Origin of the sequence: Zestomonas insulae, from assembly GCF_016901015.1 — a bacterium.
Lineage (GTDB): Bacteria > Pseudomonadota > Gammaproteobacteria > Pseudomonadales > Pseudomonadaceae > Aquipseudomonas > Aquipseudomonas insulae.
Window position 1 is genome coordinate 481,704 of sequence record NZ_JAFEUP010000006.1, and the last position, 24,207, is coordinate 505,910.

At 64.7% G+C, this 24,207-nt stretch carries 24 protein-coding genes; 15 read left to right on the forward strand and 9 right to left on the reverse strand.

Going from position 1 to position 24,207, the window contains the following annotated elements; genetic code table 11:
• Nucleotides 1-5: 5 nt before the first annotated feature.
• Both gluQRS and dksA read right to left on the reverse strand, forming a co-directional pair.
• Nucleotides 6-893, reverse strand: coding sequence for a tRNA glutamyl-Q(34) synthetase GluQRS (gluQRS, locus tag JQX08_RS20630; RefSeq protein ID WP_239482270.1), 888 nt, complete (start codon nucleotides 891-893; stop codon nucleotides 6-8).
• Between the two features lie 48 nt (nucleotides 894-941).
• Nucleotides 942-1,385: an RNA polymerase-binding protein DksA gene (gene dksA, locus JQX08_RS20635; protein WP_205350298.1), complete on the reverse strand. Its 444-nt coding sequence runs from the start codon at nucleotides 1,383-1,385 to the stop codon at nucleotides 942-944.
• A gap of 195 nt (nucleotides 1,386-1,580) precedes the next feature.
• Between dksA and JQX08_RS20640 the strand changes: the two genes are divergently transcribed.
• Nucleotides 1,581-2,762 carry a pyridoxal phosphate-dependent aminotransferase gene (locus JQX08_RS20640; RefSeq protein ID WP_205350299.1) on the forward strand — a complete coding sequence of 394 codons (1,182 nt, stop codon included), beginning with the start codon at nucleotides 1,581-1,583 and terminating at the stop codon, nucleotides 2,760-2,762.
• Complete coding sequence (gene sfsA, locus JQX08_RS20645) at nucleotides 2,752-3,459, forward strand: DNA/RNA nuclease SfsA (protein ID WP_205350300.1); 708 nt, start codon at nucleotides 2,752-2,754, stop codon at nucleotides 3,457-3,459. The genes JQX08_RS20640 and sfsA overlap by 11 nt, the downstream gene beginning before the upstream one ends.
• Nucleotides 3,460-3,472: 13 nt before the next feature.
• On the opposite strand, the gene JQX08_RS20650 is transcribed toward sfsA, so the two are convergent.
• Together JQX08_RS20650 and JQX08_RS20655 are read right to left on the reverse strand one after the other, a co-directional pair.
• Nucleotides 3,473-3,790: a Rieske (2Fe-2S) protein gene (locus JQX08_RS20650; RefSeq protein WP_205350301.1), complete on the reverse strand. Its 318-nt coding sequence runs from the start codon at nucleotides 3,788-3,790 to the stop codon at nucleotides 3,473-3,475.
• Nucleotides 3,791-3,877: 87 nt separating this feature from the next.
• Nucleotides 3,878-6,181, reverse strand: a complete 2,304-nt coding sequence (locus JQX08_RS20655; protein WP_205350302.1) for a TonB-dependent hemoglobin/transferrin/lactoferrin family receptor — start codon at nucleotides 6,179-6,181, stop codon at nucleotides 3,878-3,880.
• Nucleotides 6,182-6,407: 226 nt separating this feature from the next.
• Between JQX08_RS20655 and JQX08_RS20660 the strand changes: the two genes are divergently transcribed.
• From JQX08_RS20660 to JQX08_RS20685, 6 genes are all read left to right on the forward strand, one after another.
• A complete protein-coding gene (locus JQX08_RS20660; RefSeq protein WP_205350303.1) occupies nucleotides 6,408-7,130 on the forward strand; it encodes an energy transducer TonB in 723 nt (240 codons plus the stop codon).
• A 26-nt stretch (nucleotides 7,131-7,156) separates the two neighbouring features.
• Nucleotides 7,157-8,215: a hemin-degrading factor gene (locus JQX08_RS20665; protein WP_430472558.1), complete on the forward strand. Its 1,059-nt coding sequence runs from the start codon at nucleotides 7,157-7,159 to the stop codon at nucleotides 8,213-8,215.
• Nucleotides 8,216-8,382: 167 nt separating this feature from the next.
• A complete protein-coding gene (locus JQX08_RS20670; protein WP_205350305.1) occupies nucleotides 8,383-9,273 on the forward strand; it encodes a heme/hemin ABC transporter substrate-binding protein in 891 nt (296 codons plus the stop codon).
• Nucleotides 9,270-10,307, forward strand: a complete 1,038-nt coding sequence (locus JQX08_RS20675) for a FecCD family ABC transporter permease (RefSeq protein WP_430472556.1) — start codon at nucleotides 9,270-9,272, stop codon at nucleotides 10,305-10,307. Before JQX08_RS20670 ends, JQX08_RS20675 begins: the two co-directional genes overlap by 4 nt.
• Nucleotides 10,307-11,074, forward strand: coding sequence for a heme ABC transporter ATP-binding protein (locus JQX08_RS20680; RefSeq protein WP_205350306.1), 768 nt, complete (start codon nucleotides 10,307-10,309; stop codon nucleotides 11,072-11,074). The genes JQX08_RS20675 and JQX08_RS20680 overlap by 1 nt, the downstream gene beginning before the upstream one ends.
• A gap of 19 nt (nucleotides 11,075-11,093) precedes the next feature.
• Nucleotides 11,094-11,969 (forward strand): ChaN family lipoprotein, encoded by an 876-nt coding sequence (locus JQX08_RS20685; RefSeq protein ID WP_205350307.1) that lies wholly within the window; start codon nucleotides 11,094-11,096, stop codon nucleotides 11,967-11,969.
• A gap of 292 nt (nucleotides 11,970-12,261) precedes the next feature.
• On the opposite strand, the gene JQX08_RS20690 is transcribed toward JQX08_RS20685, so the two are convergent.
• The 3 genes from JQX08_RS20690 to JQX08_RS20700 all read right to left on the reverse strand — a co-directional run bounded on the left by JQX08_RS20690 (nucleotide 12,262) and on the right by JQX08_RS20700 (nucleotide 15,134).
• Nucleotides 12,262-13,059, reverse strand: a complete 798-nt coding sequence (locus JQX08_RS20690; protein ID WP_205350308.1) for a cyclic nucleotide-binding domain-containing protein — start codon at nucleotides 13,057-13,059, stop codon at nucleotides 12,262-12,264.
• 106 nt (nucleotides 13,060-13,165) lie between these two features.
• Nucleotides 13,166-13,438 carry a TfoX/Sxy family protein gene (locus tag JQX08_RS20695; protein WP_205350309.1) on the reverse strand — a complete coding sequence of 91 codons (273 nt, stop codon included), beginning with the start codon at nucleotides 13,436-13,438 and terminating at the stop codon, nucleotides 13,166-13,168.
• A gap of 133 nt (nucleotides 13,439-13,571) precedes the next feature.
• The gene (locus JQX08_RS20700; protein WP_205350310.1) at nucleotides 13,572-15,134 is read right to left on the reverse strand and encodes an AAA family ATPase; all 1,563 of its coding nucleotides are present in this window, start codon (nucleotides 15,132-15,134) and stop codon (nucleotides 13,572-13,574) included.
• Nucleotides 15,135-15,290: 156 nt separating this feature from the next.
• On the opposite strand from JQX08_RS20700, the gene mrcB reads away from it, so the two are divergent.
• The 3 genes from mrcB to JQX08_RS20715 are packed head-to-tail and all read left to right on the forward strand — an operon-like array spanning nucleotide 15,291 to nucleotide 18,707.
• A complete protein-coding gene (gene mrcB, locus JQX08_RS20705; protein ID WP_205350311.1) occupies nucleotides 15,291-17,618 on the forward strand; it encodes a penicillin-binding protein 1B in 2,328 nt (775 codons plus the stop codon).
• Nucleotides 17,619-17,655: 37 nt separating this feature from the next.
• Nucleotides 17,656-18,378: a tetratricopeptide repeat protein gene (locus JQX08_RS20710; RefSeq protein ID WP_205350312.1), complete on the forward strand. Its 723-nt coding sequence runs from the start codon at nucleotides 17,656-17,658 to the stop codon at nucleotides 18,376-18,378.
• Nucleotides 18,378-18,707 carry a YqcC family protein gene (locus tag JQX08_RS20715; protein WP_205350313.1) on the forward strand — a complete coding sequence of 110 codons (330 nt, stop codon included), beginning with the start codon at nucleotides 18,378-18,380 and terminating at the stop codon, nucleotides 18,705-18,707. The genes JQX08_RS20710 and JQX08_RS20715 overlap by 1 nt, the downstream gene beginning before the upstream one ends.
• Nucleotides 18,708-18,734: 27 nt before the next feature.
• Here the strand turns inward: JQX08_RS20715 and JQX08_RS20720 are convergent, their stop codons facing one another.
• Complete coding sequence (locus JQX08_RS20720) at nucleotides 18,735-19,166, reverse strand: DUF4124 domain-containing protein (protein ID WP_205350314.1); 432 nt, start codon at nucleotides 19,164-19,166, stop codon at nucleotides 18,735-18,737.
• Nucleotides 19,167-19,573: 407 nt separating this feature from the next.
• Between JQX08_RS20720 and JQX08_RS20725 the strand changes: the two genes are divergently transcribed.
• The 4 genes from JQX08_RS20725 to pssA all read left to right on the forward strand — a co-directional run bounded on the left by JQX08_RS20725 (nucleotide 19,574) and on the right by pssA (nucleotide 23,819).
• Nucleotides 19,574-21,304, forward strand: coding sequence for an acetolactate synthase 3 large subunit (locus JQX08_RS20725; RefSeq protein WP_205350315.1), 1,731 nt, complete (start codon nucleotides 19,574-19,576; stop codon nucleotides 21,302-21,304).
• 2 nt (nucleotides 21,305-21,306) lie between these two features.
• Nucleotides 21,307-21,798: an acetolactate synthase small subunit gene (ilvN, locus tag JQX08_RS20730; protein ID WP_205350316.1), complete on the forward strand. Its 492-nt coding sequence runs from the start codon at nucleotides 21,307-21,309 to the stop codon at nucleotides 21,796-21,798.
• A 41-nt stretch (nucleotides 21,799-21,839) separates the two neighbouring features.
• Nucleotides 21,840-22,856: a ketol-acid reductoisomerase gene (gene ilvC / locus JQX08_RS20735; protein WP_205350317.1), complete on the forward strand. Its 1,017-nt coding sequence runs from the start codon at nucleotides 21,840-21,842 to the stop codon at nucleotides 22,854-22,856.
• A gap of 144 nt (nucleotides 22,857-23,000) precedes the next feature.
• Entirely contained in the window at nucleotides 23,001-23,819 is an 819-nt protein-coding gene (pssA, locus tag JQX08_RS20740; RefSeq protein ID WP_205350318.1) for a CDP-diacylglycerol--serine O-phosphatidyltransferase, read from the forward strand.
• A gap of 133 nt (nucleotides 23,820-23,952) precedes the next feature.
• On the opposite strand, the gene JQX08_RS20745 is transcribed toward pssA, so the two are convergent.
• Nucleotides 23,953-24,207: hypothetical protein (locus tag JQX08_RS20745; protein WP_205350319.1), on the reverse strand; the 255-nt coding region annotated here is incomplete at its 5' end.

Below are 24,207 nucleotides of genomic sequence, written 5' to 3' on the forward strand. Positions count from 1 at the left end.
CGGCGTCAGCGCAGCTGGCTTTCCGCCAGGGTACGGCTGCGCGGGATGCGCGTGGCGTCCCAGTGGGCGACGCCCCAGGCCAGCACGTCGGCAGCCGGCGCGCGCTCCAGTTCCGCCGGCGGCTGCTGACCGAGCGCGCGCAGGGCGCGGGTCAGCAGCGGCGCCGCCTGGTCGGCGGGCAGCGGTGGCGAGCGGTAGGATTTGCCGAGCTTGTGGCCATCTGGCTGGATGATCAGCGGCACATGCAGGTAGCGCGGCTGCGGCAGGCCGAGCAGCTCCTGCAGGTACAGCTGGCGCGGCGTCGAATCGAGCAGGTCGGCGCCGCGCACCACGTCGGTCATGCCTTGCCAGGCATCGTCGAGCACCACCGCCAGCTGGTAGGCGTACAGCCCGTCGCGGCGGCGGATGACGAAGTCGCCGACTTCACGGCCGAGGTGCTGACGGAACTCGCCCTGCACGCGGTCGACGAAGTGATAGTCGAGCTCCGGCACGCGCAGGCGAATCGCCGCGTTACTGGTGTCGTGTTGGGCATTGCGGCAGGTGCCGGGATAGATGCCGGCGTGCCCCTCGAGCTGCTTGCGCGAGCAGGTGCAGGCGTAGGCCAGGCCCTGTTGCAGCAAGCGTTCGATCACCTGGTCATAGGCGGAGTGCCGGCTGCTCTGGCGCACCATCGTGCCGTCCCAGGCGAAGCCGTACTGCTCGAGGGTGTGCAGGATACCGGCCTGGGCGCCCTCGACTTCGCGGGGCGGATCGAGGTCCTCCATGCGCAGCAGCCACTGGCCGCCCACGGCGCGGGCATCCAGGTAGGAGGCGAGGGCGGCGACTAGCGAGCCGAAGTGCAGATAGCCACTCGGCGTGGGTGCGAAGCGGCCAATGTAGGCGGGGGCGATCATCAGCGGAGGCTATAAATGAAGCGGGGCGCCGAAGCGCCCCGTGGTCGATCAGGAACCGATCTGCTTTTCCTTGATCTCCGCCAAGGTCTTGCAGTCGATGCAGAGCGTGGCGGTGGGGCGGGCTTCCAGGCGGCGGATACCGATTTCCACGCCGCAGGAGTCGCACCAGCCGTAGTCGTTGTCTTCGATGAGCTGCAGGGTCTCGTCGATCTTCTTGATCAGCTTGCGCTCGCGATCACGGGCGCGCAGCTCCAGGCTGAACTCTTCTTCCTGGCTGGCCCGGTCGGCCGGATCAGGGAAGTTGGCCGCTTCGTCCTGCATGTGATGCACGGTCCGATCGACCTCCTGCATCAGCTCCATCTTCCATTTGTTGAGAATGGCGGTGAAGTGAGCGCGCATGGCATCGCTCATGTACTCCTCACCCTTGGCCTCTTTATAAGGCTCAAAACCGCGAGTCAGTTGGCTGCTCTTTTCTTTTGCTTTGGTAGGCATGGATGACCGCCTCTTATCTCTGGTCCACTGCGCAGGATTGCTGTCCATTGCCGTCATTGGGTGCCGGCCCTGCGGTTGCAAGCGGGCGAACTTACCAGATCGATTCCGCCTGCGCCACTCCCGGTTGTCTTCGTTGCTGCCGCTAATTCAATTGGTTGGATAGAATCCGCTTTTCACCCTTATTAAGGAAGGCCCATGGCCCCCCGCTACAGTGCGCGAAGCCGCGCCATTGAACCCTTCCACGTCATGGCCCTGCTGGCACGGGCCAACCAGTTGCAGGCCGACGGTCACGACGTCATTCACCTGGAAATCGGCGAACCCGACTTCACCACTGCCGAACCGATCATCGCGGCTGGACAGGCCGCCCTCGCCAGTGGCCACACCCGTTACACCGCGGCGCGCGGACTGCCGGCGCTGCGCGAAGCGATCGCCGGGTTCTACGCCGAGCGCTACCGGTTAAGGATAGACCCCGAACGCATTCTGATTACCCCCGGCGGTTCCGGGGCCCTGCTGCTGGCCTCCAGCCTGCTGGTCGATCCCGGCAAGCACTGGTTGCTGGCCGATCCCGGCTACCCGTGCAATCGGCATTTCCTGCGCCTGGTCGAAGGCGGCGCCAAGCTGGTGCCGGTGGGACCGAGCGAGCGTTATCAATTGACCGCGGCGCATGTGGATAGTTTTTGGGATGACGACAGCGTGGGCGCGCTGGTCGCCTCGCCGGCCAATCCGACCGGCACCTTGCTGCACCGCGACGAACTGGCGGCGCTGGCCGCGGCGGTCAAGCAGCGCCAGGGGCACCTAGTGGTCGACGAGATCTACCATGGCTTGACCTACGGCTGCGACGCCACCAGCGTGCTGGAAGTCGACGACGAGGCTTTCGTGCTCAACAGCTTCTCCAAGTACTTCGGCATGACCGGCTGGCGCCTCGGCTGGCTGGTGGCGCCGCCGGGGGCAGTCGGCGAGCTGGAGAAGCTGGCGCAGAACCTCTACATCAGCGCCCCGAGCGTCGCGCAGTACGCCGCGCTGGCCTGTTTCCAGCCGGCCACCCTGGCGATTCTCGAGGAGCGCCGGAGCGAGTTTGCCCGGCGGCGCGATTACCTGCTGCCGGCGCTGCGCGAGCTGGGCTTCGGTATCGCGGTGGAGCCGGAAGGCGCCTTCTATTTGTATGCCGATATTTCCGCGTTCGGTGGCGACGCCTTCGCGTTCTGCCGGCACTTCATCGAGACCGAGCACGTGGCGTTCACTCCGGGTATCGACTTCGGCCGCCATCGCGCCACCCAACACGTGCGCTTCTCTTACACGCAGAGCCTGTCGCGTCTGGAAGAGGCGGTGCAGCGCATCGCCCGCGGCTTGCAGACCTGGCGGCCAGATGCGCTTTGATCCGCCGCTCGAGCAGGGCCGTCTGCTGCGGCGTTACAAGCGCTTCCTCGCCGATATCGAGACCGCCGGCGGCGAGCAACTGACCATTCACTGCCCGAACACCGGCTCGATGCTCAACTGCCTGCAGGACGGCGGCCGCGTCTGGTTCAGTCGTTCCCGCGACCCCAAGCGCAAGCTGCCGGGAACCTGGGAGATCAGCGAGACCCCGCAGGGGCGTCTGGCCTGCGTCAACACCGCGCGCGCCAATGCGGTGGTGGAGGAAGCTCTGCGCGCCGGGGTGATCGCCGAGCTGGCTGGCTTCACCACGCTCAAGCGCGAGGTGGCCTATGGCGAGGAGCGCAGTCGCGCGGACTTCCGCCTGGATTACCCGACGGGCTCGGCCTTCGTCGAGGTCAAGAGCGTCACGCTGGGCTTCGACGCCTCGCCGGTCGCGGCCTTCCCCGATGCGGTGACTCTGCGCGGCAGCAAACACCTGCGCGAACTGGCCGCCCTGGCGCGGCAAGGCGTGCGTGCGGTGCAGCTGTACTGCGTGAATCTCTCGGGGATCGACGCGGTGCGCCCGGCGGTGGAGATTGATCCGGCCTACGCGGCGGGATTGCGCGCGGCGGTGGAAGCAGGGGTGGAGGTGCTGGCCTACGGCGCGCTGGTATCGGCCGAGGAAGTGCGTCTGGTGCGGCGCCTGGACGTCCTGCTCTAGGCGACTGCGGTCGTTACAGCTCGACCCAGATCGCGCCGTCCCGTTCGCTGCAGGCCAGTGGCTGCAACGCCTGTCCGGCACAGGGGCCGGCGACGCACTCGCCGCTGTCGATGAGGAACAGCGCGCCATGCTGCGCGCAGCGAATCAAGCTGCGGCTGGCGTCGAGGAACTCGTCGGGCGTCCAATCGAGGGGCGTGCCGCGATGTGGGCACTGGTTGCGATAGGCATACACCTGGCCGTCGCGGCGCACGGTGAACAGCTTGATGCCATCGATGGCGAAACCGCGACTCTGGCCTTCGGCCAGGGCATGCGCGGCACACAGGTGGTTCATCACGACTCTCCCACGGCAGACCGGGGGATTATCCGGTAAGCCGTGGCGAGCGCAAAGCTGAGGGCGCGCGTCCTTGCGCGTTGAAACTCAGATTTCCCAGACCAGGTTGACCGCCGCGTGGCGGCCCGGCTGGGTGTAGCGACCGAGGCTGACGCTGTTGCTGTCCAGGCCCTGGACGTCGCCCCACTGCCAGTATTTCTTGTCGGCCAGGTTGAACACGCCGGCATTCACCGAGAACTCCTCGGTGACCTGCCACCAGCCGTTCAGGTCGAGCAGCCCATAGCCGGGCGTTTCGAATTGTTCGTTGATGCGGATGGCGGCGTTCTGGCTCTGGTCGACGCGCTCTTTGGCGCTCACCAGGGTCCACGCCAGGTCGCCGCCGAAACGGCCGCTCGGGGCGGTGTAGCCCAGACCCAGTACGGCCTTGAGCGGATCTACGGAGTTCAGCGGCGCACCGGTTTCCTCGTTCTTGCCGCGAGCATAGGCAATGGAGCCCAGGGCGCGGGTACCGGCCGGCAGGCCGAAACGGTCGAGGAACAACTCACCCTTGGCTTCGGCGCCGCGGATGGTGACCTTGCTCAGGTTCTGCTGCTGGTAGGTGAGGAAGTTGTTGCCAGTCGGGTCCGGCACAGTGACCTGGTCGATGAAGTCCTTGTAGCGGTTGTAGAACAGCGCCACGCCGAAGCTGCCGACGTCGTACTGGCCGCGCAGGCCGATTTCGTAGCTGTCGCTGGTTTCGGCTTTCAGGCTGGTGTTGGCGATGGTCTGGTACTGCATCCCGGCGTTGACGAACTCGCCGAAGATGTCCACCGCTTCGGGAGCCTTGAAGCCGGCGGCGTATTGGCCATAGACGCTGTGCGCGTCGTCCAGCTGGTAGGTCACGCCAAGCTTCGGCGACAGCGCGTTGTCGCTGAACGACGACGGGCTGGTGTCGACCGGGTGCGCGTTGAGGTACTCGTTGGTGACGTGCGGGTTGAGCTGGTAGTAGTCGTAGCGCAGGCCCGGCAGCAAGGTCCAGCGGCCGATCTCGATGCTGTCCTGCACGAACAGCGCGTATTCGTGGGTAACCGGATCGGGGAAGTCGCTGAGCGGGAAGGTCTCCGCACCGAACGCCGGCGGGGTGGGCAGGCCGGTGCTGACGCGGATTTCATTGCCGCGACGCAGGTCGCTGCTTTCCAGGCGCTTGAGGTCGACACCGTAGATCAGGTTGTGTTGGGTCTCGCCGAGGGCGAACTGCTTGTCCAGCTTGGTGTTGAGCGACCACAGGGTTTCCTCGTAACGCGAATCGCGGGTACGGAAACGCTCATAGGCTGTGGGCGGCGGAGTCGGGTTGGTGTTGAACGCCGTCCAGGAGTAACGGGTCTGCATGGTCTGCTGACGGATCTGGCTTTCCTGATAGTTCAGTTGCCAATCGACGTTGTCGGCCAGCAGGCTGCCGACTTCGAACTTGTTCTGCAGGCTGACGCGCTCGCGATCGGTGCTGTCCTTGGCGTCGCTGGCGGTGATCAGCGAGTTGCTGAACATGCCGCCGCCCAGTCCGGTCGGAGTGACGATCGGGTAGTCGCTGCGCAGGTTGGTGTCCGCGTCGTCCTGGAAGCGCTCGTAGCTGAGTTGCAGGCGATCATTGCCAGCGTAGTTCCAGCCGCCCTTGAGCAGCAGGTTCTGTGCTTCGTAGTCCTGCGGGTTGGCTTCTTCGCGCGCACGACCGTCGCCGCCGCGGCCGCCGTAGGTGTTCAGCGCATGGCCGTCGCGGCGGCCGATGTGCACGACGCCGTCGACCGAGCCTTGGCGGCCGGCGAGGGTGGCGCTGCGCAGCCAGCTGTCGTCGGCGCCGTCATAGCCGGTCTTCAGGCGGGCGTAGGCGTCGTCGCCTTCGTCGAGGTAGTCGGCCGCATCCTTGGTCAGGAAGCTCACCGCGCCGCCGATCGCATCGCTACCGTACAGCGAGGATGCCGGGCCGCGAATGATTTCCACCTGTTTCACGGTGTCTGGGTCCACGTAGTTGCGACGGGCGTCCATGAACGGGCCGAAGTTGAAGGCGTCCGGCACGCTGACGCCGTCCACCTGGGTCAGCACGCGGTTGCCGCCGATGCCGCGGATGGTGAAGCCAGACAGGCCGAAGCGGCTGCCAGTACCACTCACCGAAACGCCCGGCTCGTAACGCACCAGATCCTGGATGTCGTTGATGTTCTGCTGATCGATCTCGCGCTCGGTGTGCACCGAGACCGTGTTCGGCACCTTGTCGAGCGTCTGCTCGGTACGGGTGGCGGTGACGGTGACGGCATCGAACTGGGTGGCGGTCTTGGTCGCTTCGGCGGCCAGGGCGAGGGACGGCGACAGCAAGAGCAGCGCCAGCAGCGGCCTGCGGGCGAAGGGCGGACGGATCAGCATGGAGGACTCCTAGTTATCTTCATGTGTTCGCCGGCACGCCGATGTGTCCCGCTCTGCGGCGGATTTCAGTTGATCAAGCGGGCCAAGCAGGGGCGCGCTGATCCATCGCGGTTGTTGGTACGGTCGTGCGGCGTTGCGTTGGCAACGGCCGGGAACCTTAGACAGCTTGACGTGTAAATGCAAATAAATATCAAATGGATTCGTGTTTGATAGCTAGAGTTCCCAGATGGCGCGAATACCGCTTTATGTGCTGCTTTCGCTGACCCTGCATGCTGCCTTTGGCTGGCTGCTGCAAGGGCAGTGGCTGGCGCGTGCCTATTCGCAAGCCCGCTTCCCGGAAGCGCCGGCCATGCTGGTGATGCTGGCACCCGTGGCGGCGCCCAAGCCGACGCCTGCGGTGACGCCGCCCGCAGTGGCGCCGGCGAAGCCTGCGCCCGTCGCCGAAGCCAAACCGGTGAAGCCGCTCGAGGTCCCCAAGCTGGCGCAGGCCAAGCTGCAGCTGAAGGCGAACCCCAAGCCGAAGCCCGAGCCGCTGCGCAAGCCGGCCAAGACCCAGCCGCTCAACCGCCCCACGCCGGCCCCGGAGTCGCTCGCCAGCAGTCCACTGACCTCCCCGCAAGCCGCTCCGGCCCCGCAGTCGCCACCGACTGCTGTCGAGGAAGTGCTCAGTCGCGAGCCCGCTTTCCTGGAACCACCGAAACAGCCGACCTACCCCAGCCTGGCGCGGCGGCGCAATCAGCAGGGCGTGGTTCTGGTCGAAGTGCGCCTCGACAGCCAGGGCACGCAACGCGAGCTCAAGGTGCTGCGCTCGTCCGGCGTGGAAAGCCTCGATCGTGCCGCGCTGGCCGCTGTGGCCGGCTGGCGCTTCCGCCCAGAAACACAAAACGGAAAAGCGGTACCCAGCCGCGTGCAAATCCCCATCCAGTTCGCCCTGACGGCGAGCCGATAATCGTGAAGGAGTTCGAGATGACCCAATTGGCCCAATCGCAGACCGCGCAAGGCAGCCCGCTCTATCAGGCCTGGCAGACGCTGCGTGGCGAACAACCGAAACTGCGCGCGCGGGATGCTGCGGCGCACCTCTCGGTGAGCGAAGCGGAACTGACTGCCAGCCGCCTCGGCGTCGACGCCGTGCGCCTGCGTCCGGAGTGGGCGGCGCTGCTGCCGGCGTTCGGCGAGCTCGGCTACATCATGGCGCTGACCCGCAACGAGCATTGCGTGCATGAGCGCAAGGGTTTCTACCGTGACGTCACCGTCACCGGCATGATGGGCCTGGTGGTCTCGGCGGACATCGACCTGCGCCTGTTCCTCGGCGGCTGGGCCAGCGTGTTCGCCATCGAGGAGCAGACCGGCAAAGGTCCGCAGCGCAGCATCCAGGTGTTCGACCGCCAAGGGGTCGCGGTGCACAAGGTGTTCCTCACTGAGCGCAGTGAAGAGGCCGCCTGGGCGCCGCTGGTCGAGCGCTTCCGGGCCGAGGAGCAGAGCGCTGAGCTGGACCTGCAGCCACAGCCTGCGCCGGTGGCGATCCAGGCCGACTCGGCGATCGACGTGGCCAGCCTGCGCGATGCCTGGTCGAAGCTGAAGGACACCCACCACTTCTTCGCCCTGCTCAAGCAGCACGGTGTGGCGCGCACCCAGGCGCTGCGCCTGGCCGGCCGCGAGTGGGCCGAGCCGCTGGCACCCAGCGAGCTGCCCAAGCTGATGGAAACCGCCGGCACCGAAGAAGTGCCGATCATGGTGTTCGTCGGCAATCGCCACTGCATCCAGATCCACTCCGGGCCGGTGAAGAACCTGCGCTGGCTGGACACCTGGTTCAACGTGCTCGATCCAGAGTTCAACCTGCACCTGAAAACCCCGGGCATCACCGAGCTGTGGCGCGTGCGCAAGCCGAGCAGCGATGGGGTGATCACCAGCTGGGAAGCCTTCGACGCTGACGGCGAGCTGGTTGTGCAGCTGTTCGGGGCGCGCAAGCCAGGCATTCCTGAGCGTGCCGACTGGCGCGGTCTGGCAGAAAGCTTCGCCGCGCTGCCGGCCTAACGCTCCGCCAGTTCGGGCGACTGGGTCGCCCTTTGCCAGCGCCGGGACTTATTCCCGGCGTTGCGTTATAACCAGCCGCTGACCGTATGCCGCACCTCGCGCTGCCTGTAGCCAGGCGCGCAGGGGCGCGCCAGGCGGCTGGCCCTTTTCGATGGAGTGGAATGACCATGGGATTCACTTTACGCATCGCCGGCCTGTGCGCCGTCTGGATGCTCAGCCAGGCGGCCGTGGCCGCCGAGGCGCTGCCGCAGCGCTGGATCAGTGCCGGCGGTTCGATCAGCGAATGGGTGGTGGCACTGGGCGGAGAAGCCAAGCTGGTCGGCGTCGACACCACCAGTCAGCACCCGGTTTCGCTCAAGACCCTGCCGAGCATCGGTTATCAGCGTCAGCTGGCGGCCGAGGGCATTCTGTCGCTGAAGCCTGATCTGCTGGTGGGCACCGAGGAAATGGGCCCGCCACCGGTACTCGAACAATTGAAGGCCGCTGGGGTGCGCATCGAGACCCTCTCGGCCAAGGCTGACCTGGCCACCCTGACGCAAAATCTGACCCGCCTGGGCGAGCTGCTCGGCAATTCGCCGCGCGCCGCTCTGGTGCTCGGCGACTACCGTGAGCGCCTTGCCGCGCGCGCGGCCTGGGTCACCGAGGCGCAACGCAACCAGGCGGCGCCGCGTGTGCTGTTGCTGCTCGGCCACGCCGGCAGCCGGCCGATGGCCGCCGGTCCCGACACCTCTGGCGCCTGGCTAATCAACCAGGCCGGTGGCCGCAACGTCACTGAGCATTCCGGTTACAAGGCGCTGTCCAGCGAAGCCCTGATGGCGCTGGATCCCGAGGTGGTGGTGTTCGCCGACCGCAGTCTGAACGGCGAGGAAGCCAAGCAGGCCCTGCTCAAGCAGAATCCGGCCTTGGCCGCGACGCGCGCGGCGCGTGACGGTCGCCTGGTGGCACTGGACCCGACCCTGCTGGTTGGTGGGCTCGGTCCGCGCCTGCCGGATGGCCTGGCCCAGCTGTCGGCGGTGTTCTACCCGACGGCCCATGCTGCGGCCGCCGCACAACCATGAGGCCGGTGCTGACGCCGCGCGCGCTGTTCATCACCCTCTCGCTGCTGTTGCTGCTGGCGCTCTGGTTGTCGCTGGCGCTGGGGCCGGTCAGCCTGCCGCTGGGCGAAACCCTGCATGCGGCGCTGCGGCTAGTCGGTCTGCCGCTGGCCGATAGCGGCCAGGGCCAGGCCGAGCTGATCGTCGGCCAGATTCGCCTGCCGCGCACCTTGCTGGGGCTGGCGGTGGGCGCCGTGCTGGCACTCTCCGGGGTGGCGATGCAGGGCCTGTTCCGCAACCCGCTGGCCGATCCTGGTCTGGTCGGCGTGTCCAGTGGCGCGGCGCTTGGGGCGGCCTTTGCCATCGTGGTCGGCGCCTCGCTCGGTGGCCTGCCGGATGCGCTGAGCCCTTACCTGCTGTCACTGTGTGCCTTCGCCGGCGGCCTCGGCGTGACCGCGCTGGTCTACCGGCTGGGCCGCCACGACGGGCAGACCAGCGTGGCGACCATGCTGCTCGCGGGGATCGCCCTGACCGCGCTGGCCGGCGCGTTGATCGGCCTGTTCACCTACCTGGCGGATGACGCCACGCTGCGCACCCTGACGTTCTGGAACCTCGGCAGCCTCAACGGCGCCAGTTATGCACGGCTGTGGCCGTTGCTGCTGGTGACCATCGGCGTGTCCTTGTGGTTGCCGAAACGGGCCAAGGCGCTCAACGCGCTGCTGCTTGGTGAATCGGAGGCGCGCCATCTCGGCTTCGAAGTCGAGCGGCTCAAGCGCGAGCTGGTGTTGTGTACCGCACTTGGTGTGGGCGCGGCGGTGGCCGCGGCGGGGTTGATCGGCTTTATCGGCCTGGTGGTGCCGCACCTGGTGCGCTTGCTGGCGGGGCCGGATCATCGCGTGTTGCTGCCGGCGTCGGCCCTGGCCGGAGCCAGTCTGCTGCTGTTTGCCGACCTGATCGCACGCCTGGTCCTGGCGCCGGCGGAACTGCCGATCGGTATCGTCACCGCCCTGCTGGGTGCGCCGTTCTTCCTGTATCTGCTGTTGCGAGGACGCGCCTGATGCTGCGTGCAGAAAATCTCAGCGTCCATCGCGGCGCCAAGTCGGTGTTGAGCGAAGTCGAGCTGGACCTTCGTCCGGGCGAGGTGCTCGGTGTTCTGGGGCCCAACGGCGCTGGCAAGAGCACCCTGCTCGGCGCCTTGTGCGGCGAACTTGCGCCGGCGACCGGCACGGTACTGCTGCAGGATCGTCCTTTGAGCAGCTGGCAGGGACCCGAACGGGCGCAGCGCCTGGCGGTGCTGCCACAGACCTCGACGCTGAATTTCGCCTTTCGCGTCGAGGACGTGGTCGGCATGGGCCGGCTGCCACATGCCAGCGGGCGGCAGCGCGACGGCGAGATCATCGCCGCGGCGCTGTCGGCGGCGGATGCCGGTCACCTGGCCGGGCGTAGCTACCTGGAGCTGTCCGGCGGCGAACGCCAGCGCGTGCACCTGGCCCGCGTCCTGGCTCAGTTGTGGCCGGGCGCCGCGGGGCAGAGCCTGCTGCTCGACGAGCCGACCTCGATGCTCGACCCGTTGCACCAGCACACCACGCTGCAGGCCGCGCGCGAGTTCGCCGGCCGCGGCGTCAGCGTGCTGGTGATCCTCCACGATCTCAACCTGGCGGCACGCTACTGCGACCGCATCCTGCTGCTGCACAACGGCCGCCCCCACGCCTTGGGCACCCCGGCCGAAGTCCTGCGCGCCGAACCGCTGCAGGCGGTATTCGGCCTGGAAGTGCTGGTGCAGCAACATCCCGAGCGCGGCCATCCGCTGATTGTCGCGCGCTGACCAAAACACGAGGTATCTAATGCGATTTCTTGGAGTGCTGATGCTGGCCCTGCTCGCGGGCTGCCAGTCGGTCCCGCCACTGCCAGCCTGGCAGAGCCCGAATGGACGTGACGATCCCCAGTTGGGACTGATCCGCGACCTGCATACGGGGGCGACGCTGACCCCTGCGCAGTTGGTCGAGCAGTTGGCGGACGCGCCGCGCGTGCTGGTGGGCGAGCAACACGACAACCCGGATCATCATGCACTGCAGCTGTGGTTGCTGCAGGCCTTGGAGGCGCGCCGTAGCCAGGGCAGCCTGCTGATGGAGATGCTCAACCCCGACCAGCAGGCGCGTGTCGAACAGGCTCGCGCGCAAGCCGTCGCGGGTCAGCTGCCTCAGGATCTGCCGACCGCGCTGGCCTGGCAGAAGAATTGGGACTGGGCGTTGTACGGGCCGATTGTTAGTCACGCCCTCATGCAGCCCTATCCGCTGCTGGCGGCCAACCTGGACCGCAGCGAGATCATGCAGGTGTACCAGGCGGCGCCAAGCCTGAACGGTGCTGCCTCCACCACCCCAGCGGTGCGTGACGCCTTGTTCGCGCAGATTCGTGAGTCGCATTGCGGCTTACTGCCGGAAAGCCAGCTGCCCGCCATGTTGGCGGTGCAGCAGCAACGCGACCGGCGCATGGCCGAGCGCTTGCTGGCTGCGCCTGGCCCGGCGCTGCTGTTCGCTGGCGCTTTCCATGTGCGGCGCGACCTCGGCGTGCCGCTGCATCTCGCGGACCTGGGCAGTACTGACGAGAAGGTGCTGGTGCTCGCGGAAGTCGGCAAGCCGGTGGCGGCGCAGGAGGCGGACTTTGTCTGGTACACCGCGGCGTTGCCGGAAAAGGATCACTGCGCAACGTTGCGCCGCTAAACAGAAGCCGCCGCGAGGCGGCTTTTTTATGGGCGTGATTCGGGGTGACAAAACCTGCAGGCAAAAAAAGACCCGGCAGAGCCGGGTCAATAACCGTGATTAGCCTGATGAGGAGATAATCTGAAGAGCCCGACTGATTGGTCTCTCAGCTTATCGACTGATCTCGCGACCAGTTGTGATAATAATAACAATTCTCATTTCATAGTCAACCACTTCTTTTCATCTTTTCCGTGACGGCATCCCGGAAACGAAAAACCCGGCACCAGGGCCGGGTTTTGAGCGCTTGTAGAGGTCAGGCGTCGCGCGGTAAACGCAGTTGGGTGACTTCCTTGTTCAGCAGGTCGATGCGCCGCGCCATGCTCTCGATCAGGCTGTGGGCGATGCGCGGATTGCTCTGCATCAGGCTGAGGAACTGCTCCTTGGGAATCACCATCACCGTGCAGGGCTCGCTGGCGATTACCGTGGCGCTGCGCTTCTCGCGGGTGAACACGGCCATGGCGCCGAAGATTTCATCCTTCTGTACGTCGCCGACCTTGTGGCCATCGACATAAGCCTCGGCGTGGCCCTCGATGATGATGAACACATGGTCCGCTTCATCGCCCTGGTGAATCAGCTCCTCGCCGGCGGCGAAGTGCTGGAAGCCAGTGGCCGGGCGGATTTCCGGTTGCTTGATGCGTGCAAGGGCGTCCGAGAGCAGGGCGGTATGGCCGACCAGGTACTGGATGAACAGCTCCTGGCGCTGCTCGCTGGCATAGATGTGCTGGAACACGTCACTGCGCTGGAACGGAATCAGGCTCAGCGGCTCTTCGGTGGCGTAGCGGCAGCTGGGCAGTTCGATGCCCTGACGCAGACCGACCAAGTCGCCTTCCTGCAGATAGAACAGCGGGCGTTCGTCCACCAGTGCGTGCAGCAGTCCGTTCTCGATCAGGAACAGCTGGTTGCCGGGCAGGATCTGCGCCAAATCGTCACTGCGTTCGACCTGCAGCGCAGCGCCCGCCGGCTGGAGGCCTTCGAGCAACTGGGTGGGGATACTTTGGAGACGATTGATCAACTGATCGGCGTAGGCCGGCTGCTCCCCGAGTAGATACATACAGTAATTCCTTGACCTGACTGAACTGACGGTGAAAAGGCCCAACGCCGGGAAACAATATGCTGCGTCACACTTTGCGACAATCACCTGTGACGGAGGTTGTGAGCTAGCTCTTGTTACTTGGCTTTAGTGAATCGATCTGGCCATTCAACGCTGCTTTGCGCGCTGGAGGCAAGTCGTTCCAGTGCACGTCGAGCAACGCGCCTTCGATGGCGTAGAGGAGCACCTTGGAGGCCCGGAATCCACGGGCCTGCACGGCGCGGTAGGCGTCAACCGCGCCGAGGCGGCGCAGGTCGGTGGTGCTGTGGATGCCCACGGCGTGCAGCCACTGGGCCGACGTTTTGCCGAGGTTCTTCAGGCTCTGTAATTCGTCGTTCATGACGCCTCCTTCCTTTGGGCCGCCGCAGCGCTGACCGACGGCACTGCCGGAAAGTGTAGCGGCCATCGGGAAAAGCGCGGCCTGAGCCGTCGGGCGGGGCGTGGCGCCCGCCAGACGGCGTGCGCTCAGGGGCTCAGAGCCCCGGCAGGCGCTGGCGAATCGCGCTGACCAGGTTGTCCAGGCTGGCGCTCTGATCGGTGTCGACGCGCTTGCTCTGGACCAGCTCGTCGGCGCTCAAGGCTTCGCGGCTGGCTTGCTGCGCGGCAATCACTTCCAGGGTGGCATCCGACGGGTCGACGGCCGCTTGCTGACGCTGCTGCAGCCACTCGCTGATGACCGCGTGCGGTGCCTGGCAGTCGAGGATCAGGAACGGCGCCCCGGTGCTCTCGGCAACCTGACGGGCCGCTTCGCGCTGGGCCTGTTTAAGGTAGGTGGCGTCGATCACCACTGGGAAGCCGGCCTGCAGCGCCTGATTGGCGAGCTGATGCAGGCGTTGGTAGGTAACCGCGCTGGCGTCCTGTTCATAGATGCCCGCATCGAGCTTTGCCCCGGTGCTGGCCGGTTGCTCACCGAACAGCCGCTTGCGCTCGACATCGGAGCGCAGGCGGATGGCGCCGAACTCTTCCACCAGGCGCAGCGCTACATGGCTTTTGCCGACCGCGGAAACCCCGTGGGTGATGGCCAGCAGGCGCGAGGGGATGGTGCTGTAGCTTTCCGCCAGATTGGCGTAACCACGGTACTGCGCAAGGATGGCTGCGCGCTGTGCGGCGTCCTGTTCCTGGCCCAGGCGGAACAGGCTGACCTTGGCGCGCACCAGGGCGCGATAGGCCTTGTAGAAGTTGATCAGGTCCAGCGCGGCGTAGTCGCCGGTGCGCTCCAGCCAGGCGCTGACGAAGCGCCGCGCCAGCGGCTTGAGGCCGCGGTCTTCCAGGTCCATGGCGAGGAAGGCGGCGTCCGAGGCGATGTCGATCAGGCGGAACGGTTCGTTGAATTCGATGCAGTCGAACAACACGACCTGACCGTCCAGCAATGTGGCGTTGCCCAGGTGAATGTCGCCGTGGCACTCGCGAATCGAGCCGTCGGCTGCGCGGCGGGCCAGCAGGGGTTCCAGTCGGTTGAAGCTGGTTTCGGTCCAGGCTTCGAGGGCGTCGAGCTGTTGCAGGTCGGCTGTCTCGCTGAGCATCGGCCGAATCTGTTCGAAGTTCTGCCGCATCGGCGCGACGATGGCTTGCGGCGAGCACAGCGCATGATCGGCCGGCACTGCCGGAGTGGTGGCGTGGAAGTCGGCGATCTGCACGGCAAGGGCGTCGATGTGCGCGCCGGTCAGCTCGCCGCGCGCTTGCACCGCGCTGAGCAGTTGGCTTTGCGGAAACTGGCGCATCTTCAGGGCGTATTCGAAGACCGCGCCGTCGCCGCCGAGGCGCGGCGCGTCGGCGCTGCCGCTGATCGCTACGACGTCCAGGTACAGGCCTTCGGTCAGACGCTGGTTGAGACGCAGCTCTTCATTGCAGAAGTGCCCGCGCGCCGCCAGGTCGGTGAAGTCGAGGAAGCCGAAGTTCACCGGTTTCTTGATCTTGTAGGCGTAGTCGCCGGTCAGCACGACCCAGGAGATGTGCGTCTCGATGACCTGGAATTCCTTGACCGGATGCGGGTAAAGGGTGGGGTTTTGCAGGGCGGCGATCAAAGGCTGGCTCACGGTGGGTCCTTGTGTGCAGACGGAGCGGAGCGGGCAGGGCGGCTGCGCTCGCTCGGGAAGAATGTTGCGCGGCCTGATTATGACCGCTGGGGACGGCCGTGCAAACCGCCGGAGGGTGCCTGCCGGGGCGGATTGAAGTGCGTATAATGCGCCGCCATGACACGCTCTCGATCCCCTCGCTCCCCCCGTTCGCGCTCTCGGCGCGGTTCCTCTGGCATGCGTCCCTGGCTGGGCTGGGCGCTCAAGCTTGGTCTGGTTGGCCTGGTGCTGCTGGCCGGTTTTGCCGTCTATCTCGATGCCGTGGTGCAGGAGAAGTTTTCCGGCAAGCGCTGGACCATTCCGGCCAAGGTCTACGCTCGGCCGTTGGAGCTGTTCGTCGGCCAGAAGCTGGTCAAGGGCGATTTCCTCACCGAGCTGGATGCGCTCGGCTACCGGCGCGAGTCGGCCGCCAGTGGGCCCGGAGCGGCGGCGGTGGCCGGCAACAGCGTCGAGCTGTACACCCGAGGCTTCCAGTTCTATGAAGGTGCCGAACCGGCGCAGAGGGTCCGTGTTCGCTTCTCCGGCGACTACGTGGCTGGCTTGTCGCAGGCCAACGGCGCCGATCTGGCGGTGGCGCGGCTGGAGCCGATGCTGGTCGGAGGGCTGTACCCGGCGCACAACGAAGACCGCATCCTGATCAAGCTCGACCAGGTGCCGCCATACCTGATCGATACGCTGCTGGCGGTGGAGGATCGCGAGTACTTCCATCACTTCGGCGTTTCGCCCAAATCCATTGCTCGCGCGGTGTGGGTCAATACCACCAGCGGCCAGGTGCGCCAGGGTGGCAGTACCCTGACCCAGCAGTTGGTGAAGAACTTCTACCTCAGCAACGAACGCAGCCTCGTGCGCAAGCTCAACGAGGCGATGATGGCTGTGCTGCTGGAGCTGCACTACGACAAGCGTGAAATCCTCGAGGCGTACCTCAACGAAGTATTCCTCGGCCAGGATGGTCAGCGCGCGGTACATGGCTTCGGTCTGGCCAGCCAGTATTTCTTCAGTCAGCCGCTGTCCGAGCTGAAGCTGCATCAGGTCGCGCTGCTGGTCGGCATGGTCAAGGGCCCGACCTACTACAACCCGCGCCGCAACCCGGAGCGCGCGCTGACCCGGCGTAATCTGGTCCTCGACCTGCTGGCCGAGCAGGGTGTGGTCAGTGCCGAAGAGGCTGCCGCCGCGAAACAGAAGCCGCTCGGCGTGACCAAGAGCGGCAGCATGGCGGACAGCTCGTATCCGGCCTTCCTCGACCTGGTCAAGCGTCAGCTGCGTCAGGATTATCGCGAGGAGGACCTTACCGAGGAAGGTCTGCGCATCTTCACCAGCTTCGATCCGATCCTGCAGACCAAGGCCGAAGGGGCACTGAGTGCTTCCTTGAAGGGCATGTCCGGGCGCAAGAACATCGACCAGGTCGAGGCGGCGATGGTGGTGACTAATCCGGAAACCGGCGAGGTCCAGGCCATGATCGGCAGCCGCCAGCCGCGCTTCGCCGGGTTCAACCGGGCCTTGGATGCGGTGCGGCCGATCGGCTCGCTGGTCAAGCCGGCGGTCTACCTGGCGGCGCTCGAGCGGCCGAGTCAGTACACCCTGACCAGTTGGCTGGCCGACGAGCCGTTTTCGGTGAAGGGCAAGGACGGCCAGGTCTGGCGCCCGCAGAACTACGACCGCAGGGCCCATGGCACGATCTACCTGTATCAGGGCCTGGCCAACTCCTACAACCTGTCGACTGCCAAGCTAGGGCTGGAAGTCGGCGTGCCGACGGTGCTCAAGACTCTCGAGCGCCTGGGTGTTTCACGCGACTGGCCGGCCTACCCGTCGATGCTGCTCGGCGCGGGCGCGCTCAGCCCGATCGAGGTGGCGACCATGTACCAGACCCTGGCCAACGGTGGCTTCAATACCCCGCTGCGCGGTATTCGCAGCGTGCTGACTGCCGACGGCCAGCCGCTCAAGCGCTATCCGTTCCAGATTCAGCAACGTTTCGACCCGGGCGCGATCTACCTGGTGCAGAACGCCATGCAGCACGTGATGCGCGAAGGTACCGGACGTTCGGTCTACAGCCAGTTGCCCAGCTCGCTGACCCTGGCCGGCAAGACCGGGACCAGTAACGATTCGCGTGACAGCTGGTTTGCCGGCTTCAGTCAGGACTTGCTGGCGGTGGTGTGGATGGGCCGCGATGACAATGGCCCGACCCCGCTGACCGGCGCCACAGGCGCGCTGCAGGTGTGGACCGGCTTCATGCGTCGCGCCGATCCTCTGCCGCTGAACATGCCGCAGCCGGATAACGTGGTCATGGCCTGGATCGACGCCGGAACCGGGCAAGGCTCGGCCTCCGGCTGCCCGAACGCGGTACAGATGCCTTATATTCGCGGTAGTGAGCCGCCGGCCGGGCCTGCGTGCGGCATCCAGGCTCCCGCCGATGCGGTGATGGACTGGGTGCGCGGCTGGATGAATTGAGCCGGCGCTTTGTGCGGCCAACTGACGAGGAAGATGTGTGAATAAGTGGTTGATTCCCATGCTGGTCTCCGGCGCGCTGCTGACCGGTTGCGCAACGAATCCGCGCGGCTCGATTCCCGTGGTGGACTCCAGTGCGCCGCTGTCCGAAGAGCAAGAAAGCGGGGCGATCTATCGTCAGGCGCAGGCGCCCACCCGCGCGCAACCGACTGCCGAGGACTCCGGGGTGGTGGTCATGGTGCCGCAGCAGTCGTCCGGGCAGGTCTTCGCGGCGCCGAGCGCGCCGATCTCCGGTTCCATTGATGGCGAGCCGATGACGCCGGGTCCAGTGACCGGCAGCCAGCCGACCTACACCCCGTCGTACAGCTCGCCGGCACCGGTGGCGCCGAGCGGCATTCCGTCGGCCTCCAGTGCGGGCGGCCTGGCGGCCGACGAGCAATTGGACGGCCCGGTGCTGGCATTGCTGACCACTGCCCAGCAGCAGCAGGGCGGCGGCGACCTCAACGGCGCAGCCTCGAGCCTGGAGCGCGCCCAGCGCATCGCTCCGCGCGAACCGCAGGTGCTCTACAAACTGGCCGAGGTGCGTTTGGCACAAGGCGATGCTGCGCAAGCCGAGCAGCTCGCCCAGCGCGCGCTGACTTACGCCGGCGGGCGCCCATCCTTGCAGGCGAGCCTGTGGGAATTGATCGCCAAGTCGCGGGAGCGCCGCGGTGATGTGGCGGGTGCCTCTCAGGCGCGCCAGCAGACGCGAGTGAATCTGTAATGGATGCGCGGCTACCGGCGCTGGCGGAGCAGCTGCTGCTGATCGAGCGCGAGTTGCGCCTGCTGGGCTGGTGGTCGGTGCAGGCGCCGTCGGCAGCGGCTCTGGCCAGTCAGGAACCGTTCTGCGTGGACACGCTGAGTTTTGCTGAGTGGCTGCAGTGGATCTTTCTGCCGCGGATGAAGATCCTCATCGAGCAGCAAGCCGATCTGCCGCAAGCCTCGGGTATCCGCGAAATGGCCGAGGTGACCTACCGCGAACAGCCAGTGCAGACGCGACAGCTGCTCGAGGCGCTAGGCAAGTTCGATCGCCTGATCAACGGTAAGGCTTAGGAGAAGCGCGACCCGGTCGCGCCGGCATCAGTCGCAGTTTTCCTGAATTGCCTTTTCTGCTTGCTGGATGCGCGTCTGCCGCTCGTTCTCGTCGAGGCGGCGGACTTCTCCATTCTCTTCGGTGGTGCGCAGGCGCGGGTTGTTGCGCAGCTGGGCTAGGTTCGTGCGTTCCTGTTCGCAGTACTGCTTGCGCTCGCTTTCTTTCTGCGCGACGTCCTGTTTGACCTTTTCGTCGATGGCTTTCTGCGCCGCGTCGCCGCTATCCAGGCTCGGCAGCTTGGGCGCGACCGACTTGATCTGCGGCACCGTCGTACTGACCGCGGTAGCGGCCTGACCCTGCGGTGGCTGGGCGCCGAAGTGGGTGACGCCCTTGTCGTCGACCCACTTGTAGACCTGGCTGGCCATGACGCTGGTGCTGAGGGCGAGCAGCAAACTGCCGGTAAGAAGCATACGTCCCATTGCTGTTTCCTTCTGTGGGCGGCGGAACCTGGCGGCTACTATAACCAAAACCCGTTCATCGTCATCCTGTGTTATGTCACAGCGTTCGCGCGAATTAGCATGCCTGATGGCTTGACTTGAACCGGTCGAATCCGAACAATTCGGGGTTCGCTGTAGTGGGCCAGCCTAGGGCGGCTTTACACGGCAGACCATGAGGTGCACACCCGCGCCGACCTGCTTTACCCGCACCGCGTTACCTCGCGCTGGGTGGGAGACTCCCTCAACATCCGGGACGATCCCAATACTTGCTCAGTCAGGAGCTGACGTAGTCGGCGACCACACGTCGCTCATGCTCTCTGTCTAGCGGTAAACCTACATCGATTGCCGTCCTGAATTGACGGTCTTCTAGCGTTCTAGAGGTGAAAAACGTGGAGCTTTTATCCGGCGCTGAAATGGTCGTCCGCTCGTTGCGCGACGAAGGCGTGAAATACATCTATGGGTACCCGGGCGGTGCCCTGCTGCATATCTATGACGCCCTGTTCCGTCAGGACGAGGTGACGCACATCCTCGTGCGTCACGAGCAGGCCGCCACCCACATGGCCGACGGCTATGCGCGTGCCACCGGCAAGCCGGGCGTGGTCCTGGTGACCTCCGGTCCGGGCGCGACCAACGCCATCACCGGCATCGCCACGGCGTACATGGACTCCATCCCGATGGTGGTGATCTCCGGCCAGGTGCCGAGCACCGTGGTCGGTACCGATGCCTTCCAGGAAACCGACATGGTCGGTATTTCCCGGCCGATCGTGAAGCACAGCTTCATCATCAAGCATCCTGCGGAAATTCCTGAGGTCATCAAGAAGGCCTTCTACCTGGCACAGTCCGGTCGTCCGGGGCCGGTGGTCGTCGACATTCCCAAGGACATGGGCGACCCATCGCAGAAGTACGAGTACAACTACCCGAAGAAGGTCAAGTTGCGCTCCTACAGTCCGGCGACTCGTGGTCATTCCGGGCAGATCCGCAAGGCGGCCGAAATGCTGCTGGCCGCCAAGCGCCCGGTGTTGTATTCCGGCGGCGGGGTGGTGATGGGTGGCGCTTCCGAGCCGCTCACCGAGCTGGCGCGCATGCTCAACATTCCGGTGACGAATACGCTGATGGGGCTCGGGGCGTTCCCAGGCACCGATCGGCAGTTCGTCGGCATGCTCGGCATGCACGGCAGCTACACCGCCAACCTGGCCATGCACCATGCCGACGTGATTCTCGCCGTCGGCGCGCGTTTCGATGACCGGGTGATCAACGGCGAAACCGCGGCCAAGTTCTGCCCGAACGCCAAGGTTATCCACGTCGACATCGATCCGGCGTCGATCTCCAAGACGGTCAAGGCGGACATCCCGATTGTCGGTCCAGTGGATAGCGTGCTCACCGAGATGGTCGCGATCCTCAAGGAAATTGGCGAAACGCCGAACAAGGACACCGTTGCCAGCTGGTGGAAGCAAATCGACGAGTGGCGTGGCGGTGGCCGTCTGTTCCCTTTCAATGAGGGTGACGGCAGCATCATCAAGCCGCAGACCGTGATCGAGACGCTCTGTGAGGTCACCAATGGCGACGCCTACGTCAGTTCTGACGTCGGTCAGCACCAGATGTTCGCCGCCCAGTACTACCGCTTCAATAAACCCAATCGTTGGATCAACTCCGGCGGCCTGGGTACCATGGGCTTCGGTCTGCCGGCGGCCATGGGCGTCAAGCTGAACTTCCCGGAGGCCGACGTGGCGTGCGTTACCGGCGAGGGCAGTATCCAGATGAACATCCAGGAACTGTCGACCTGCCTGCAGTACGACTTGCCGGTGAAGATCATCAACCTCAACAACGGTGCGCTGGGTATGGTCCGCCAATGGCAGGACATGCAGTACAACAGCCGCTACTCGCACTCCTACATGGAATCGCTGCCTGACTTCGTCCGGCTGGCCGAGGCCTATGGTCACGTGGGCATGCGCATCACCGACCTGAAAGACCTCAAGCCGAAGATGGAAGAAGCTTTCGCCATGAAGAACCGCTTGGTGTTCCTCGATATCGCCGTGGATACCAGTGAGCACGTCTACCCGATGCAGATCCGTGGTGGTGCGATGCGTGACATGTGGCTGAGCAAGACGGAGCGGACCTGACCATGCGCCATATCATCTCCCTGTTGCTGGAAAACGAGCCGGGCGCCTTGTCGCGTGTGGTGGGTCTGTTCTCCCAGCGTAACTACAACATCGAAAGCCTGACCGTGGCGCCGACCGAAGACCCGACCCTGTCGCGTCTGACGCTGACCACCGCCGGCCATGATGACGTGATCGAGCAGATCACCAAGAACCTCAACAAGCTGATCGAAGTGGTCAAGCTGGTGAATCTGTCGGAAAGCGCTCATATCGAGCGCGAGCTGATGCTGGTCAAGGTCAAGGCGACCGGCGCCCAGCGTGCCGAGATCAAGCGCACCACGGATATCTTCCGTGGGCAGATCGTCGACGTGACCAGCAGCGTCTATACCATCCAGCTCGCCGGGACCAGCGAGAAACTGGACAGCTTCATCCAGGCGATCGGCACCGCGTCGATCCTGGAAACCGTACGCAGCGGCGTCACGGGCATTGCCCGCGGCGACAAAGTGCTGAGCATCTAATTAGTGAGTGGCCACAGCGGCCAATTGATAGGGGAACTCCCATGAAAGTGTTTTACGACAAAGACTGTGACCTCTCGATCATCCAGGGCAAGAAAGTTGCCATCATCGGTTACGGCTCCCAGGGTCATGCCCATGCCTGCAACCTGAAAGATTCGGGTGTCGACGTGACTGTGGGTCTGCGTGCTGGCTCGGCCACTGTGGCCAAGGCTGAAGCGCATGGCCTGACCGTCAAGAGCGTGAAAGAGGCAGTCTCCGCCGCTGACGTGGTGATGATCCTCACCCCGGATGAGTTCCAGTCCAAGCTGTACAAGGAAGAGATCGAGCCGAACCTGAAGAAGGGCGCCACCCTGGCCTTCGCGCACGGTTTCGCGATCCACTACAATCAGGTCGTTCCGCGTGCCGATCTCGACGTGATCATGATCGCACCGAAGGCCCCGGGTCACACCGTGCGTTCCGAGTTCGTCAAGGGCGGCGGTATCCCTGACCTGATCGCGATCTACCAGGACGCTTCCGGCAATGCCAAGAACGTCGCCCTGTCCTACGCCTGTGGCGTGGGTGGTGGCCGTACCGGCATCATCGAAACCACCTTCAAGGACGAGACCGAAACCGACCTGTTCGGCGAGCAAGCCGTTCTGTGCGGCGGTTGCGTCGAGTTGGTGAAAGCCGGCTTCGAAACTCTGGTGGAAGCTGGCTACGCGCCGGAAATGGCCTACTTCGAGTGCCTGCACGAGCTGAAGTTGATCGTTGACCTCATGTACGAAGGCGGCATCGCCAACATGAACTACTCGATCTCCAACAACGCCGAGTACGGCGAGTACGTCACCGGTCCGGAAGTGATCAACGCCGAATCCCGTGCCGCCATGCGCAATGCGCTGAAGCGTATCCAGAACGGCGAGTACGCGAAGATGTTCATCAGCGAAGGTGCTAGCAACTACGCTTCGATGACCGCTTACCGTCGCAACAATGCCGCGCACGGCATTGAAGTGGTGGGTGAGAAGCTGCGTGCGATGATGCCGTGGATCGCCTCCAACAAGATCGTCGACAAGGCCAAGAACTAAGCCTTTTCGCGGTTAGAAAGACGCGGCTTCGGCCGCGTTTTTTCATTCTGCGAGAAGGCTTCTGGTATAAAGCGCAATGCTTGCGCCGGTCGAACCACGCGGCGTAACTCCTGTCGAAACTCCAACTGTTGCAAGGTGTTGTCCATGAACGAACGCCCCGAAGAGCCGAATCCGGCGCCAGACGCAGAAAGCCTGTTGCCTATCGATGAGCACATCGAGGAGGGGCATGACGCCGAAGGGCGCAAGGTTCGTCATCGCGGCATCTACCTGCTGCCGAACCTGTTCACCACGGCCAATCTGTTCGCCGGCTTCTACTCCATCATCAATGCCATGAGCGGCAACTTCACGGTGGCTGCGGCGACCATCTTCGTGGCCATGGTGCTCGATAGTCTGGATGGTCGCGTAGCTCGCCTGACCAACACCCAGAGTGCTTTTGGCGCCGAGTACGACTCGCTGTCGGACATGGTGGCGTTCGGTCTGGCTCCGGCTCTCCTGGCGTTCGAGTGGGCACTCGGCGATCTGCGCAGCGTGGGACTGGCAGTGGCCTTTATCTATGTGGCGGGCGCAGCCCTGCGGCTGGCGCGTTTCAATACCCAGATCGGCAAGGTCGACAAGCGCTTCTTCATCGGTCTGGCCAGTCCGGCTGCCGCGGGGGTGGTTGCGGGTACCGTATGGGCCTTTAGCGATTTCGGCATCAAGGGCTCGAACATGTCGTTCGTCATTGCCCTGCTGGTGGCAGCTGCGGGTTGCCTGATGGTCAGCAACATCAAGTACTACAGCTTCAAGGATCTCGATCTCAAGGGGCGCGTGCCCTTCGTGGCGATCCTGCTGGTGGTGCTGGCCTTCGCTGTGGTCTTCAGCGATCCGCCGCGCATTCTGCTATTGATCTTCCTCGCCTATGCGGCGTCTGGCCCGGTGCAGTACTTGTTGCAGCTGCGTCGCCGTAAGAATGATGCGATTTAGCTAAAGCCGCGAAAAAGTAGTTGACGGGGATTCTGGCGTCCCTATAATGCGCACCACTTCCAGCGCGGAAGCGCTTCAAAAGGTCTTGATAATCAATAGGTTAGCGAGATTTGCGAGGCGGCCTGATGAATAATCAGGTGGCGTTGGAAAGGTGCTTCGGGGAGGTTGACAGGGTCTTAGGATGCTGTAAGATTCGCCTCCCGCTGACGACGAGGTTGAAGCTGAGTCGGAAGCGCAAGCGGTTGAAGTAGAAAAGAAATTTTCGAAAAACGCTTGACGGAACGAAAGGCTGCTGTAGAATGCGCGGCCTTGGTTGAGGCGAAAGACTCACCGAACGCTCTTTAACAACTGAATCAAGCAATTCGTGTGGGTGCTTGTGAGGTAAGAC

Bases quoted from the DNA above. Each gene is read 5' to 3' on its own strand.
- gluQRS (WP_239482270.1), bottom strand. From the start codon at position 893: ATGATCGCCCCCGCCTACATTGGCCGCTTCGCACCCACGCCGAGTGGC.
- dksA (WP_205350298.1), bottom strand. From the start codon at position 1,385: ATGCCTACCAAAGCAAAAGAAAAGAGCAGCCAACTGACTCGCGGTTTT.
- JQX08_RS20640 (WP_205350299.1), top strand. From the start codon at position 1,581: ATGGCCCCCCGCTACAGTGCGCGAAGCCGCGCCATTGAACCCTTCCAC.
- sfsA (WP_205350300.1), top strand. From the start codon at position 2,752: ATGCGCTTTGATCCGCCGCTCGAGCAGGGCCGTCTGCTGCGGCGTTAC.
- JQX08_RS20650 (WP_205350301.1), bottom strand. From the start codon at position 3,790: ATGAACCACCTGTGTGCCGCGCATGCCCTGGCCGAAGGCCAGAGTCGC.
- JQX08_RS20655 (WP_205350302.1), bottom strand. From the start codon at position 6,181: ATGCTGATCCGTCCGCCCTTCGCCCGCAGGCCGCTGCTGGCGCTGCTC.
- JQX08_RS20660 (WP_205350303.1), top strand. From the start codon at position 6,408: ATGGCGCGAATACCGCTTTATGTGCTGCTTTCGCTGACCCTGCATGCT.
- JQX08_RS20670 (WP_205350305.1), top strand. From the start codon at position 8,383: ATGGGATTCACTTTACGCATCGCCGGCCTGTGCGCCGTCTGGATGCTC.
- JQX08_RS20675 (WP_430472556.1), top strand. From the start codon at position 9,270: ATGAGGCCGGTGCTGACGCCGCGCGCGCTGTTCATCACCCTCTCGCTG.
- JQX08_RS20680 (WP_205350306.1), top strand. From the start codon at position 10,307: ATGCTGCGTGCAGAAAATCTCAGCGTCCATCGCGGCGCCAAGTCGGTG.
- JQX08_RS20685 (WP_205350307.1), top strand. From the start codon at position 11,094: ATGCGATTTCTTGGAGTGCTGATGCTGGCCCTGCTCGCGGGCTGCCAG.
- JQX08_RS20690 (WP_205350308.1), bottom strand. From the start codon at position 13,059: ATGTATCTACTCGGGGAGCAGCCGGCCTACGCCGATCAGTTGATCAAT.
- JQX08_RS20695 (WP_205350309.1), bottom strand. From the start codon at position 13,438: ATGAACGACGAATTACAGAGCCTGAAGAACCTCGGCAAAACGTCGGCC.
- mrcB (WP_205350311.1), top strand. From the start codon at position 15,291: ATGACACGCTCTCGATCCCCTCGCTCCCCCCGTTCGCGCTCTCGGCGC.
- JQX08_RS20715 (WP_205350313.1), top strand. From the start codon at position 18,378: ATGGATGCGCGGCTACCGGCGCTGGCGGAGCAGCTGCTGCTGATCGAG.
- JQX08_RS20720 (WP_205350314.1), bottom strand. From the start codon at position 19,166: ATGGGACGTATGCTTCTTACCGGCAGTTTGCTGCTCGCCCTCAGCACC.
- ilvN (WP_205350316.1), top strand. From the start codon at position 21,307: ATGCGCCATATCATCTCCCTGTTGCTGGAAAACGAGCCGGGCGCCTTG.
- ilvC (WP_205350317.1), top strand. From the start codon at position 21,840: ATGAAAGTGTTTTACGACAAAGACTGTGACCTCTCGATCATCCAGGGC.
- pssA (WP_205350318.1), top strand. From the start codon at position 23,001: ATGAACGAACGCCCCGAAGAGCCGAATCCGGCGCCAGACGCAGAAAGC.